This window comes from Streptomyces sp. ISL-99 (genome assembly GCF_018614005.1).
In the GTDB taxonomy this organism is placed as follows: domain Bacteria; phylum Actinomycetota; class Actinomycetes; order Streptomycetales; family Streptomycetaceae; genus Streptomyces; species Streptomyces flavidovirens.
Genome location: NZ_JAGGPC010000029.1, coordinates 25,950 through 39,539 on the forward strand (window position 1 = coordinate 25,950; position 13,590 = coordinate 39,539).

The following is a 13,590-nucleotide window of genomic DNA, read 5'->3' on the forward strand; positions in this document are numbered from 1 at the left end:
TGATTTCAACTTCTTGATGGGTGAAACGGGCCGAATCCGTACCGCTCCACGGCTCGCCGACCGCCCGGCGAGCCGTTTTCGTTCAACGCGTGAGGTATATGTGTCCAGGCTGCAAGCCGATCACTTGTACAAAGTGTTCGGCAGACGACCCGAAGAGGCGGTACGGAAGCTCGAGAGCGGAGCGGACCGCGACGAGCTGCGCGCCGACGGGACGACGGCAGCGGTGATCGACGCCTCCTTCTCCGTGGAACCGGGACAGATCTTCGTGGTCATGGGACTGTCCGGATCCGGCAAGTCCACGCTGCTGCGGATGCTCAACGGGCTGCTGGAGCCGACCGCGGGCCAGGTCCTCTTCGACGGCCAGGACCTCACCGCACTGAGCCCCGCCGAACTGCGCGCCGTACGCTCCTCGAAGATCAGCATGGTGTTCCAGCACTTCGCGCTGTTCCCGCACCGCAGCGTGCTGGAGAACGCCGGTTACGGCCTCGAAGTGCAGGGCGTACCGCGCGCCGAACGCGAGAAGCGGGCCACCGAGGCCCTGGAACTCGCCGGCCTCAAGGGCTGGGAGAAGTCCTGGCCCGACGAGCTGTCCGGCGGTATGCAGCAGCGCGTCGGCCTGGCCCGCGCGCTCGCCACCGACGCCGACCTCCTGCTGATGGACGAGTCGTTCAGCGCCCTCGACCCGCTGATCCGCCGCGACATGCAGGACCAGCTCCTCGAACTCCAGAAGCGGCTGAAGAAGACCATCGTCTTCATCACCCACGACCTCAACGAAGCCATGCGCCTCGGCGACCGCATCGCCGTCATGCGCGACGGCCGCATAGTCCAGCTGGGTACCGCCGAGGACATCCTCGTCACCCCGGCCAACGACTACGTCGCCTCCTTCACCCAGGGCGTGGACCGCTCCCGGGTCCTGACCGCGGGCGCCATCATGGCCGGTCCCGAGTCCGCGTTCGGTACGCACACGGACGACGGCCAGGAGCTGCGCGACGAGCGGGACGTGCTGAACGCCGCCCCCGCGACCGTCACCGAGGACACCCCAGTCCTCGAACTGTTCACCCCCTGCTCCACCAGCGGTGCGCCTGTCGCCGTGACGGACGCCGACGGCGCGCTCATCGGCGTCGTATCGCGAGCCACGCTGCTCGCGGTCCTCGGCGAGCCGATGACGTCGGCGGAGCTCCCACGGGACACCACGGCCGACGACAGCACGGCTGACGACACCACGGCCGAGGACGCCACGGCCGAGGACGCCACATCCGGTGACTCCGCAGCCGACGACTCCGCGAGCAAGGTGACCGCCGATGCCTAGGATCCCCATGGGCGAGTGGGTCAACGACGCGGTCGACTGGCTCCAGACACACCTCTCCCCGGTCTTCGACGCGGCCAGCACCGTCATCAGCGGCATGCAGGACGGCATCTACACCGTCCTGGCCGCCCCCGAACCGCTGCTGCTCGCCGGCATCCTGGCCGTCATCGCCTGCTGGCTGCGCGGCCTGACCGCCGGCGCCCTCGCCTTCGCCGGCTTCGCGCTCATCGACTCGATCGAGATGTGGGACGACGCCATGTCGACCCTCTCCCTCGTCCTCGTCGCGACCATCATCACGCTGGTCATCGCCGTACCCCTGGGCATCTGGTCCGCGCGGTCCAAAACCGTGAGCGCCGTGACGCGCCCCGTCATGGACTTCATGCAGACCATGCCGGCGATGGTCTACCTGATCCCCGGCGTGCTGTTCTTCGGCGTCGGCGCGGTCCCCGGCATCATCGCGACGATCATCTTCGCGCTGCCGCCGGGCGTACGCATGACCGAGCTCGGCATCCGCCAGGTCGACGGCGACCTCGTCGAGGCGGCCCAGGCGTTCGGTACCAGCCCCCGCAACACCCTGCTGCGCGTGCAGCTCCCGCTCGCGCTGCCGACGATCATGGCCGGTATCAACCAGGTCATCATGCTGGGCCTGTCCATGGTGGTCATCGCCGGCATGGTCGGCGCCGGCGGCCTGGGCGGCGCGGTCTACCGCGCGCTCGGCAACATCGACGTCGGTCTCGGCTTCGAGGCCGGTCTGTCCATCGTCATCCTGGCCATGTACCTGGACCGGATGACCGGCGCGCTCGGCCACCAGGTCTCCCCGCTCGGCCGCCGCGCCCTGGCCAAGGCCAAGGCCAAGGCCATGAGCAAGTCGGGCGGCGTGAAGGTCTGGAACTACCGGCCCCAGCCCGCCGTCGCCATCGCCGGAGTCGTCGTACTCGCCCTCGTCGCGGGCGGTCTGAGCATGTTCGGCGGCACGAAGACCGCCAACGCCGACGACCCCGGCAACGTCGGCAAGGGCAAGAAGATCTCCATGGGCTACATCCCGTGGGACGAGGGCATCGCCTCGACCTTCCTCTGGAAGGAGCTGCTGGAGCGGCGCGGCTACGAGGTCGACGCCAAGCAGTACGAGGCCGGTTCGCTCTACACCGGCCAGTCCACCGGCCAGATCGACATCCAGACCGACGCCTGGCTCCCCGTCACCCATGAGAAGTACTGGGCGAAGTACCAGGACAAGCTGGAGGACATGGGCTCCTGGTACGGCCCGACCTCCCTGGAGCTGTCCGTCCCCTCGTACGTGAGGGGCATCGACTCGCTCGAAGACCTCAAGGGCAAGTCGGACACCTTCAAGGGCCGCATCATCGGCATCGAGCCCAGCGCCGGAATGATGGGCCTCCTCAAGGACAAGGTCCTCAAGGACTACGGCCTGGAGGGCGAGTACAAGGTCGTCGACGGCTCCACGCCCGGCATGCTCGCCGAGCTGAAGCGCGCGTACGCCAAGAAGGAGCCCATCGTCACCACGCTGTGGTCCCCGCACTGGGCGTACAGCACCTACGACCTGAAGAAGCTCAAGGACCCGAAGGGGGCCTGGGGCAAGGGCGACGGCGTGCACACGCTGACCCGCAAGGGCTTCTCCGACGAGAACCCGGCCGTCGGGAAGTGGCTCAAGGGCTTCAAGATGACCGAGGAGCAGCTCACCGGTCTCGAAGCGAAGATCCAGGCGGGCGGCAAGGGCAAGGAGCAGGACGCCGTCCGCGCCTGGCTGGGGGAGAACCCCGGCCTCGCCGACCAGTGGGCGCCCGTCGCCAAGACCTCCAAGAAGGCGTCGGCCGCCGGCTGAGCCGGGCACGGACGCATCACCGCAGCTCCACCGAGGGGTGGGCATCGTCTTGTGGCGAGGCCCGCCCCTCAGTGGTGTCCTGGACAGGGGGGTCTTCCCTGACGTATGTACGAAACCGGCGAGCGAAGCTGCGTAGGCTGCACCCAGTGCTGACGACCACGAGACAGGGAGGGAGCCGGAGCGATGGACGACAAGGAAACACTTCGAGTCGGTACGGCCGTCCGGAGGCGCCGCAAGTCCCTGGCCCTCACCCTGGCCACGGTCGCGGCCCGCAGCGGGCTCTCGGTGCCGTTCCTCAGCCAGATCGAGAACGAGCGGGCGAGACCCAGTACCCGCTCCCTGGAGCGGGTGGCCCAGGCGCTGGAAACCTCGGCGGCCGACCTGATCGCCGCCGCCGACTCGGGGCGTACGGTCGATGTCGTACGGGCCGGGCAGGACGACGGCGGCGACGGCGAGGCGGCCGTGCGGTGCGTGGTGCGCGGCAGGCACCAGCTACGGGCCACCGAGTACACCGGGGAACAGGACACCGGACGCGAGTTCCAGCACCACGGCGACGAGCTGATGTACATCGCCGACGGCGCCGCCGAGGTGGAGGCCGAAGGGCGGGCGTACCGGCTGGAACGCGGTGACACGCTGTTCCTCTCCGGTGGCGTACGGCACCGGTGGCGGGCGACCGAGGCGGGCACCCGGATCCTCGTGGTCGCGGCGGCGGGAACCGTCGGGCACGACGACCCCGGCGACGCCGACGCCCGTAACGACGGCTGACGGCGGGCGGGCCCCGTGCGCGTCGTGTCGCTCGTGCCGTCCCTGACGGAGGCCGTCGCCGCCAGCGCGCCCGGCCTGCTGGTCGGGGCGACCGACTGGTGCACCCACCCGGCGGACCTCGGCGTCGTACGGATCGGCGGCACCAAGAACCCGGACGTCGAGGCGGTCGTACGGCTGCGCCCGGACCTCGTCGTCGCCAACGAGGAGGAGAACCGCGAGCCCGATCTCGCCGCCCTCCGGCAGGCCGGGCTCACCGTCATGGTCACCGTGATCCGGGACCTGCCCGAGGCACTCGCCGAGCTGGAGCGGGTCCTGCTCGACGGCTGCGGTCTGAAGGCCCGCCCCGCCTGGCTCGACGCGGCCGAGGCGGCCTGGGACGACGTGGAAACGGGCGGCCCACGGCTGAAGGCGGTCGTGCCCGTCTGGCGTCGGCCATGGATGGTCCTGGGCCGCGACACCTTCGCCGGAGACCTGCTGGCCAGACTCGGCGTCGACCACCTCTACGCCGGCCACGCCGAGCGCTACCCGCGCGTCCCCCTCGACGAACTGCGCGCCGCCGGGGCGGACCTCGTCGTACTGCCGGACGAGCCCTACCGCTTCACGGCCGACGACGGGCCCGAGGCCTTCCCCGGACTGCCCGCCGCGCTCGTCAGCGGCCGCCACCTCACCTGGTACGGGCCGTCACTGGCCGAGGCGCCGCGGGTGCTGCGAGCAGCGCTCCGCTGACCAGACCGCGCAGCGTACGCACGCCCGCGACCGCCCAGGCGAGGACCAGCGCCGCGTACAGACCCGCCGACAGCCAGCCGAGGGCGTCGAGCCCGGTGTGGCGGGCGAGCCCGGCGGCGCCCGTCACGCACGTACCGACGGGGAAGGTGAACGCCCACCACGTCATGGCGAACCCCATGCCGTTCCTGGCCGCCCTGACCACCATCGCCGCGGCGAGCACCAGCCACAGCAGCGCGAAGCCCATCACCGGCACGCCGTAGAGGACCGCGAAGGCGCCGAGCGCGTCGGCGTACGGCGCTCCTATGGCCCCAGGGGCCACATCCGCGAGGGAGTTGACCGCGGTGACGGACTGGCCGAGCGGGCCCAGTACGAGAAAGAGCGTCGGCGTCAGCGCGAGCGGCAGCGGGCCGCCGTGGACGAGACGGCCGAAGATCAGCGGCAGCATCAGCAGCGTCGCGAGCATGCTGAGCCCGAACATCGCGTAACAGGCCAGCAGCATCGCCTCCCGCCACTGCCCCTCGGGCAGACGCGGGACGATCTGCGGGCCGAGCGCCGCCGACACCATCGGCGCCACCACGGCGAGCAGCCACACGGGCGAGGCGCTGCCGGGCTTCACCCGGTGGCGTACGACCATCAGGTACGGGATCGCGACGGCGACCGCCAGAGCGACAGCCGTCCCCACGCCCCACAGCACCGCGCCGGCGGCAAGGGCGGCTCCGAGGCCGACGATGTCCCTGCCGACCGCCACGGTGGCGCCGCCGACCGAGAGCAGCGCCATGGCCAGGCAGCCGTAGAAGGGGGCCACGGCGGGGTCGAGGAGGTGCGCCCCCGCCTGGTCGCGGTGGTACGCCCAGTGGCCGGCGCGCGCGAGCAGCAGCGCGCCGAGCAGCACGGCCGACAGCCCCCAGACGACGGTGAGTACCGGGTGCAGGCCGGGGACGGCGAAGGGGAGGGCGGCGCCGGCGTTGGCGACGATGGCGGTGCCCATGACCGTGGCGTACCAGTTCGGGCCGAGATGGCGCAGCGCGGGCAGGCGGGGGGCGGCGAGGAGGCGGCGCGGCTGTGCATAGGTGGCCATACGCCCACACTGGACATACGACGCGCCCCCCACCAGGGACGGTCCTTCTATGGGGCCATAAGCTGATGTTATGAGCCACCTCAACGACCCTGACCCCGGTCGAGGTCCCGGTGCCGGCCCTGGTCCCGGTCGTGGCCACGGACCCGGCCACGGCCCGGCCTCCGTCTCCGCCTCCGCCTCCGGGGAAAGGGCGCCGCTCGCCCACCGTGTGCCCGACCTCGGTGCCATGGAACTGCTGCTCGGTGTCGCCCGGCTCGGCAGCCTGGGGCGCGCGGCGCGGGAGCTCGGCATCAGCCAGCCCGCCGCGAGCAGCCGTATCCGCTCCATGGAACGGCAGCTCGGTGTCGCCCTCGTCGACCGTTCGCCACGCGGCTCGCGCCTCACCGAGGCGGGCGCGCTCGTCACCGACTGGGCGCGCCGGGTCGTGGAGGCGGCCGAGGCTTTCGACGCGGGGGCGCAGGCGCTGCGCGGGCGGCGGGACTCGCGGCTGCGGGTCGCGGCCAGTATGACGATCGCCGAGTACCTGCTGCCGGGCTGGCTGATCGCGCTGCACGGACAGCGCCCGGGTACGGCGGTCTCGCTGCTCGCGGGAAACTCCGCCGCGGTCGCGCAGCGCCTGCTCAGCGGCGAGGCGGACCTGGGCTTCGTGGAGGGCCTGGCCGTACCCGACGGGCTCGACGGCGTCGTCATCGGTCACGACCGGCTCGTCGTGGTCGCGGCCAAGAGCCACCCCTGGGCGCGCAGGCGCCGTCCGGTGGACGCGCGGGAACTGGCCGAGGCGTCACTCATCCTGCGGGAGAAGGGCTCCGGCACCCGGCAGGTGCTGGACGCGGCGCTCGCCGGGTACGGCGGCCTCGCCGACCCCCTCCTCGAACTCGCCTCCACGACAGCGGTGAAGGCGGCGGCCGTCAGCGGCGCGGGCCCCAGCGTGCTCAGCGAACTCGCCGTGGGCGAGGAGCTGGCCTCCCGCCGCCTGGTCGAAGTCCCGGTCGAGGGCGTGCGGCTGAGCCGCGATCTGCGTGCGGTCTGGCCGACGGGCCCGCGGCCCACGGGGCCCGCCCGGGACCTGCTGGGGCTGACCCGGCCCGCTCCGGAGAAGGGCTGACTGTTTGTCACGGCTCTGAGGGGATACCCGAAGGCCATGACTGAACAGGACAAGAACACCAAGGACAAGGCCAACACAACAGCGACCCGTGCTGCCAACGGCGCCACCGGAAAGGCCGCGAACGCGACCGGCACCGCGAAGGCCACGGCCAACGGCGCCTCCGGAAAGGCCGCGAACGCTGCGGGCACCGCGAAGGCCGCCGCCTCCGACACCACCGCCAAGGCCACTGACATGGCCGGTTCCGCGAAGGCCGCCGGAATCAAGGGAGTCGAGGTGAGCCGTCAGGCTCTGGAGTCCGCGGCCGGCAAGGTCGCGTCGACCGCGTCCACGGCCTGGGTGCTGATCAACGCCCGCAAGGCCGTCATCGCGGGTGCCGGCGCGGGCGCGGTGGCCATCGGAGCGGTCTCGTTCGTGGCGGGCCGCAAGGCGCAACAGCGCAGCCTGGGCCCGGTCACCCGCCTGCTGGCAGGCCGTATCTGACCGCGCCCGAAAGCGAAGCCGCGACCTCGACGACGGCGCTTACGCACACGCCATGCCGCCGCCCAAGACCGACACCGAGCACGACCGGACGGCCCCGGCTCAGTTCTGACCGGACACAAAGCACCGTCGGCACCACGGCGCGACAGGCCCCGACCGCCGCAGCGCCTGCCCGACGCCGGCCCTGTGCCCGAGCAGCTGCGCCGACCGTCGGAGCGGACGCGTCCCCAGCGTTATGGCGCGGCAGGCGCCGACCGTCGGCCCGACGCCCGCCCCGGCGCCCGCAGGTGCGCCGGACGTCGGGGCGGATGCGAATGGGCCTGTACGGTCCGGCGAACGGCCCGGGTACTGGTCGCGGGCGACGCCCGCGCCGCGCGGTACCGGCGATGCCTCGTCAGGCCTGGAGCTGTCGCTCGTGCAGTGACGAGCGGCCTACGGCGGCCGTGGCGGACGTCACCAACGCCTCCATCACCCGCAGGTCCTCGCCCATCTCCGGATGCCACTGGACCCCGAGCACCCACTGCCCGCCGGGCAGTTCGAGCGCCTCCGGTGTCCCGTCCGCCGCGTACGCCGACACCACCAGGCCGGCACCGATCCGGTCGATCGCCTGGTGGTGGTACGTCGGTACGCCGGTCTCCTCCGGTACGACCGACGCGTAGCGCGTGCCGGGCACCGGCCGCACCGGGTGCCGGCCGAACACGCCGGGGCCTGCGGTATGGCCGTCCAGGTGCTGCACGAGCGTGCCGCCGAGCGCGACGTTCAGCAGCTGCATGCCCCGGCAGATGCCGAGCAGCGGCGTACCGGACGCCAAGGCGGCCTGGATCAGGGCGAGTTCCCAGGCGTCCCGCTCGCGGGCCGGCGGCCCGGTGCGGGGGTCCGGCTCGGCGCCGTACCGTACGGGCTCGACATCCGCGCCGCCCGCGACGACCAGCCCGTCGAGGCGGGCCACCACCTCCTCGGCGTACGACGGCGAGTCGGGCGGCACCATCGCCGCGAGACCGCCGGCGGCCTGCACGAGGCGCGGATAGCCGGCCGGGAGCAGCGCGGCGGGCATGTCCCAGACACCCCACTTGGCGGGCTGCAGGTAGGTGCTGATGCCGATGAGCGGCTTGGACACGGATCCTCCGGTCGGTCGTACGGGGTCAGAGTCAGTCGCGTTCGAGTTCGGCCTCGGCCTCGGCCAGGGCGGCGAACTCCTCCTCGGGAGCCGCGGCGACGAGCCGGTGCCGACTGTAGAACGCGAAGTAGGCGAGAGCGACGACGTAGACGCCGAGCGCGATGAACGCCGCGTCCTTGTCCACCAGGAACGTCGCCACCAGCGCGGACAGCGCCAGCGCGAAGGCCACGGACGAGGTGAGGACGCCGCCCGGCGTGCGGTACGGGCGGTGGAGGCCGGGCTCGCGGCGGCGCAGCACGATGTGGGAGAGCGCCATCAGGGCGTACGAGATGGTGGCGCCGAAGACCGCGATGTTCAGCATCCGTGCGCCGTCACCGGTCCCCGCCGCCAGCGCGAAGCCGATCGCACCGGGGATGAGCAGCCCGAGGTACGGGGCCTTGCGGCGGCTCGTCAGGGACAGGAAGCGGGGCAGGTAACCGGCCCGGGAGAGCGCGAAGAGCTGCCGCGAACCGGCGTAGATGAGCGAGAAGAAGGAAGCGACGAGCCCGGCCAGGCCCGCGTAGTTGACGAACCGGCTGAGCGGCGTCGGATCGCCGTCGCCCTGGAGCGCCACGACCAGCGGGTTGCCCGCGTCCTGGACGGCGGCGGAGCCGCGCGCGCCGGTGGCGGCGAAGAAGGTGATCAGGGCGAGGAGCGCGAGTACGGCCATGGAGATGGCGAGGGCGCGCGGCATGGAACGCACCGGGTCCTTGGCCTCCTCGGCGGCCAGCGGGACGCCCTCCACACCGAGGAAGAACCACATCCCGAAGGGGAAGGCGGCCCAGATGCCGAGCAGTCCGAAGGGCAGCCAGGAGTTGGCGCCGAGCGCGTCCTTGTCGACCGGGATGTCGTTGAGGCCGTCCGCGCTGAACTCGGTGAACGCGCCGGCCGCGAAGATCAGCAGCGCCGCCACGGCGATGGCGGTCACGATGAGGCTGAAGCGCAGCGCCTCACCGACGCCCCACAGGTGGATGCCGATGAAGACAACAAAGCAGGCCAGGTAGACCGGCCATCCGGCGGTGAGCCCGAAGAGGTTCAGCGACTCGACGTACTGGCCGATGAAGATGGAGATCGCGGCGGGCGCCAGGATGTACTCGATGAGGATGGCGGTGCCGGTCAGGAAGCCGCCCCAGGTGCCGAGCGCGCGCCGGGCGAAGCCGTAACCGCCGCCCGCCGTGGGGAGGATTGCGGACAGCTCGGCGAGTGAGAAGACCAGGCAGGCGTACATCACGCCCATCAGGAGGGTGGCGATGGCGAGCCCGCCGAAGCCGCCCTCGGCCAGGCCGATGTTCCAGCCGGAGAAGTCACCGGAGACGACGTACGCGACGCCGAGTCCGGTGAGCAGCAGCCAGCCGGCGCTGCCGCGGCGCAGCGTGCGCCGTTGCAGATAACCGGCGTCGGCATCGGCACCGGGGGAGGCTGGTGCCGCAGGGATGGGTGGGGTGCGCGAGTCGGTGCTGTCGGCCATGAGCCGCTCCTGCCTCGGGTCAATGGTGGGATGCCATACCTTTGTGGTCCGGCCGGTCCCAGCGCAAGACCTGTGCGTTAAGCCGCTGTTACGGATCCGCATCGCCCGGCGTTACGTGAGGAAGCCCCGCAGCAGGGCGGCCGTGCCCGAGCAGTGCTCACGCATCACCTCGCGCGCGCCGTCCGCGTCACCGTCGAGCACCGCCTCGACCAGCGCCGTGTGCTGCTGCTGGGAGTGCTCCAGATTGCGCACCAGCAGCGGGATGCAGTCGAGCAGCCCGTTCACCGTGGCCCGTACGGCGGCGTACTGCGCGGTCAGCGTCGGCGACCCGGACAGCTCGGCAAGCGTGAGGTGCAGCAGGGTGTCGAGCCTGCGGTAGTCCGCGAGCGGCGCGTCGTGCGTCGCGGCGAGCGCCGCGCGCAGCCGCCGCGCACCGTCCTCGTCCAGCCCGTACGCCGCACACAGCCCGGCCGCGCCCACCTCCAGCACCTCGCGGAAGCGCAGCGCGTCCTCCACGTCGACGGACTCCACGCGCCGGCGCAGCTCGCCCTCCCCGGAGGCGTCCGGGTGCGGCAGCACGAACGTACCGCCGTACCTGCCGCGCCTGCTTTCGACGAGGCCCTGGTCCTGGAGGACCTTCAGGACCTCGCGCAGCGTGACCCGGCTGATCCGCAGGCGGTCGGCGAGCTCACGCTCGGCGGGGAGCCGCTCCCCGACGGGCACCAGGCCCAGGCGCAGGACCTGGAGGATCTGCTCCAGCGCCTCCTCGAATCCGTTGCCCGCCCGCACGGGCCGCAATACGGGCGTCAAACGGTCCGCAGAATCGATTTCGCTCGCCACCTTGCGGTTTCCCCTTCCCAATCAATGGTCTTCGGTCATACCTTATGGCTTCCGGCTGACCGAAGGAGGAACTTTCCGTGGCAGACCGCACACCCCCGCTCGCTCTTGAGGAGCTCCGCGCCCTCGTGGCGAGCGGTGAGATCGACACAGTCGTCCTGGCCTTCCCCGACATGCAGGGGCGTCTCCAGGGCAAGCGGTTCGCCGCCCAGTTCTTTCTCGACGACGTACTGGACCACGGCACCGAGGGCTGCAACTACCTTCTCGCCGTCGACACCGAGATGAACACCGTCGACGGATACGAGATGGCGTCCTGGGACCGCGGCTACGGCGACTTCGCCATGCACGCCGACCTCTCCACCCTGCGGCGCGTTCCCTGGAACGACGGAACGGCCATGCTCATCGCCGACCTGGCCTGGAACGACGGTTCCCCCGTCGTCGCCGCGCCCCGCCAGATCCTGCGCCGCCAGCTGGAGCGCCTCGCCGAGCTCGGCTACACGGCCCACGTCGGCACCGAGCTCGAATTCATCGTCTTCAAGGACAGTTACGAGCAGGCCTGGGACCGCGGCTACAAGGACCTCGTGCCCGCGAACCAGTACAACATCGACTACTCGGTCCTGGGCACCGGCCGCATCGAGCCCCTCCTGCGCCGCATCCGCAACGACATGACCGCGGCGGGCCTGACCGTCGAGTCGGCCAAGGGTGAGTGCAATCCCGGCCAGCACGAGATCGTCTTCAAGTACGACGAGGCCCTCGTCACCTGCGACCAGCACGCGATCTACAAGACCGGCGCCAAGGAGATCGCCTCCCAGGAGGGCGTCTCGCTCACCTTCATGGCGAAGTACAACGAGCTCGAAGGCAACTCCTGCCACATCCACCTCTCCTTGCAGGATGCGGACGGCCGAAACGCCATGGCGGACGACGCCGCCTCCGACGGGATGTCACCCGTCATGCGGCACTTCCTCGCCGGACAGCTGGCCGCCCTGCGCGACTTCGCCCTCCTCTACGCGCCCAACATCAACTCCTACAAGCGCTTCCAGCCGGGTTCCTTCGCCCCGACCGCCGTCGCCTGGGGCCACGACAACCGCACCTGCTCGCTGCGCGTCGTCGGCCACGGCCGCTCCATGCGCTTCGAGAACCGGCTGCCCGGCGGCGACGTCAACCCGCACCTCGCCGTCGCGGGCCTGGTCGCGGCCGGCCTCTACGGCATCGAGCACAAACTCGAACTCCCCGAGGTCTGTACGGGCAACGCCTACACCGGCGACTACGAGCACGTACCCACGTCGCTGCGCGAGGCCGCCGAGCTCTGGGAGAACAGCCCCATCGCCAAGGCCGCCTTCGGCGACGAAGTCGTCGCGCACTACCGCAACATGGCGCGGGTCGAACTCCAGGCGTTCGACTCCGCGGTGACCGACTGGGAGCTCCGCCGCTCCTTCGAACGACTGTGAGGCCCGCCTTGTCATCCGAGTTGTCATCCGAGCACCGCATCCTCAACCCGGCCACCGAAGAGGTCATCGCCACCGTCGCGGCCTCCACCGCCGCCGACATCGACGCGGCCGTCGTACGGGCCACCGGGGCGCAGCGCGCCTGGGCGGCCGCCGCCCCCGCCGACCGCGCCCGACTGCTGCGCCGCTTCGCGGCCAAGGTCGACGAACACATCGAGGAACTGGCCGGGCTGGAGGTCCGCGAGGCCGGCCACACCCTCGGCAACGCCCGCTGGGAAGCGGGCAACGTACGCGACCTGCTCGACTTCGCCGCCGGGGGAGTGGAACGCCTCAGCGGCCGGCAGATCCCCGTCGCTGGCGGCCTGGACATCACCCTCCTCGAACCGCTCGGCGTCATCGGGGTCATCGCGCCCTGGAACTTCCCCATGCCGATCGCCGCCTGGGGCACGGCACCCGCCCTCGCCGCGGGCAACGCCGTCATCCTCAAGCCCGCCGAGACGACCCCGCTCACGGCCCTGCGGCTGGCCGAACTCGCCCTCGAAGCGGGGCTCCCCGAGAACCTGTTCCAGGTCCTTCCGGGAGCCGGTGACGTGGCGGGCAACGCCCTGGTCGAGCACCCCGGCGTAGCGAAGATCGTCTTTACGGGCTCCACCCGCGTCGGCAAGCAGATCATGGCCAAGTGCGCCGACCGCGTGAAGCGCGTCACCCTGGAACTCGGCGGCAAGAGCCCCAACATCGTCTTCGCCGACGCCGACATCGAGGCCGCCGTCGCCGCCACCCCGATGTCCTTCCTGGACAACTCCGGCCAGGACTGCTGCGCCCGTACGCGCATCCTCGTCCAGCGCACGGCGTACGACCGCTTCCTGGAGCTCCTCGCGCCGGCGATCGAGGCCGTGGTCGTGGGCGACCCGTCGGACGACAAGACGCAGATGGGCCCGCTGATCTCCAGGGCCCAGCTGGAGCGCGTACGTTCGTACGTCCCCGAGGGCGCGCAGGCCATCCGGGGCAACGCCCCCGAAGGCCCCGGCTTCTGGTTCGCGCCGACCGTCCTCACAGGCACCGGCCCGGACGCGCCCGCCGCGACGGAAGAGGTCTTCGGCCCCGTCGCCGTCGTCCTGCCCTTCGACGACGAACAGGACGCGGTCCGCCTCGCCAACGCCACCGAGTACGGCCTGTCCGGCTCCATCTGGACGCGGGACGTGGGCCGGGCCCTGCGCGTCTCCCAGGGAGTCCGGGCGGGCAACCTGTCCGTCAACTCCCACAGCAGCGTCCGCTACTCGACCCCCTTCGGCGGCTACAAGCAGTCCGGACTCGGCCGCGAACTGGGCCCCGACGCACTCACCGCTTTCACCGAAACCAAGAACATCTTCATCAGCACGGAGGCCTGAGA

At 71.4% G+C, this 13,590-nt stretch carries 12 protein-coding genes; 8 read left to right on the forward strand and 4 right to left on the reverse strand.

All coding sequences use genetic code 11. From position 1 onward, the window contains the following. Nucleotides 1-100: 100 nt before the first annotated feature. The 4 genes from J7E91_RS17710 (at nucleotide 101) to J7E91_RS17725 (ending at nucleotide 4,634) form a co-directional block, all read left to right on the forward strand. The gene (locus tag J7E91_RS17710; protein ID WP_214905406.1) at nucleotides 101-1,309 is read left to right on the forward strand and encodes a glycine betaine/L-proline ABC transporter ATP-binding protein; all 1,209 of its coding nucleotides are present in this window, start codon (nucleotides 101-103) and stop codon (nucleotides 1,307-1,309) included. Next, complete coding sequence (locus J7E91_RS17715) at nucleotides 1,302-3,143, forward strand: ABC transporter permease/substrate binding protein (RefSeq protein WP_214905409.1); 1,842 nt, start codon at nucleotides 1,302-1,304, stop codon at nucleotides 3,141-3,143. Before J7E91_RS17710 ends, J7E91_RS17715 begins: the two co-directional genes overlap by 8 nt. A 183-nt stretch (nucleotides 3,144-3,326) precedes the next feature. Next, nucleotides 3,327-3,908, forward strand: a complete 582-nt coding sequence (locus J7E91_RS17720; protein WP_214905412.1) for a helix-turn-helix domain-containing protein — start codon at nucleotides 3,327-3,329, stop codon at nucleotides 3,906-3,908. Between the two features lie 15 nt (nucleotides 3,909-3,923). After that, complete coding sequence (locus J7E91_RS17725) at nucleotides 3,924-4,634, forward strand: helical backbone metal receptor (RefSeq protein WP_214905415.1); 711 nt, start codon at nucleotides 3,924-3,926, stop codon at nucleotides 4,632-4,634. Here J7E91_RS17725 and J7E91_RS17730 read toward each other — a convergent pair. Beyond that, entirely contained in the window at nucleotides 4,573-5,712 is a 1,140-nt protein-coding gene (locus J7E91_RS17730; protein ID WP_214905418.1) for a TDT family transporter, read from the reverse strand. The genes J7E91_RS17725 and J7E91_RS17730 overlap by 62 nt on opposite strands. A gap of 226 nt (nucleotides 5,713-5,938) precedes the next feature. Between J7E91_RS17730 and J7E91_RS17735 the strand changes: the two genes are divergently transcribed. Both J7E91_RS17735 and J7E91_RS17740 read left to right on the forward strand, forming a co-directional pair. Continuing rightward, a complete protein-coding gene (locus tag J7E91_RS17735) occupies nucleotides 5,939-6,817 on the forward strand; it encodes a LysR family transcriptional regulator (RefSeq protein ID WP_251015861.1) in 879 nt (292 codons plus the stop codon). A gap of 36 nt (nucleotides 6,818-6,853) precedes the next feature. Next, nucleotides 6,854-7,297 (forward strand): hypothetical protein, encoded by a 444-nt coding sequence (locus tag J7E91_RS17740; RefSeq protein WP_214905423.1) that lies wholly within the window; start codon nucleotides 6,854-6,856, stop codon nucleotides 7,295-7,297. Nucleotides 7,298-7,688: 391 nt separating this feature from the next. Here J7E91_RS17740 and J7E91_RS17745 read toward each other — a convergent pair whose 3' ends face one another. The 3 genes from J7E91_RS17745 to J7E91_RS17755 all read right to left on the reverse strand — a co-directional run bounded on the left by J7E91_RS17745 (nucleotide 7,689) and on the right by J7E91_RS17755 (nucleotide 10,758). Then, nucleotides 7,689-8,411: a gamma-glutamyl-gamma-aminobutyrate hydrolase family protein gene (locus J7E91_RS17745; RefSeq protein ID WP_214905426.1), complete on the reverse strand. Its 723-nt coding sequence runs from the start codon at nucleotides 8,409-8,411 to the stop codon at nucleotides 7,689-7,691. A gap of 31 nt (nucleotides 8,412-8,442) precedes the next feature. After that, nucleotides 8,443-9,918 (reverse strand): ethanolamine permease, encoded by a 1,476-nt coding sequence (eat, locus tag J7E91_RS17750; protein ID WP_214905429.1) that lies wholly within the window; start codon nucleotides 9,916-9,918, stop codon nucleotides 8,443-8,445. 111 nt (nucleotides 9,919-10,029) lie between these two features. Then, complete coding sequence (locus J7E91_RS17755) at nucleotides 10,030-10,758, reverse strand: FadR/GntR family transcriptional regulator (protein WP_214905432.1); 729 nt, start codon at nucleotides 10,756-10,758, stop codon at nucleotides 10,030-10,032. 77 nt (nucleotides 10,759-10,835) lie between these two features. Here J7E91_RS17755 and J7E91_RS17760 point away from each other — a divergent pair, with 77 nt between their 5' ends. Both J7E91_RS17760 and J7E91_RS17765 read left to right on the forward strand, forming a co-directional pair. Next, nucleotides 10,836-12,203: a glutamine synthetase family protein gene (locus tag J7E91_RS17760; RefSeq protein ID WP_214905435.1), complete on the forward strand. Its 1,368-nt coding sequence runs from the start codon at nucleotides 10,836-10,838 to the stop codon at nucleotides 12,201-12,203. Nucleotides 12,204-12,211: 8 nt separating this feature from the next. After that, the gene (locus tag J7E91_RS17765; RefSeq protein WP_374224734.1) at nucleotides 12,212-13,588 is read left to right on the forward strand and encodes an aldehyde dehydrogenase; all 1,377 of its coding nucleotides are present in this window, start codon (nucleotides 12,212-12,214) and stop codon (nucleotides 13,586-13,588) included. Nucleotides 13,589-13,590 lie beyond the last annotated feature (2 nt).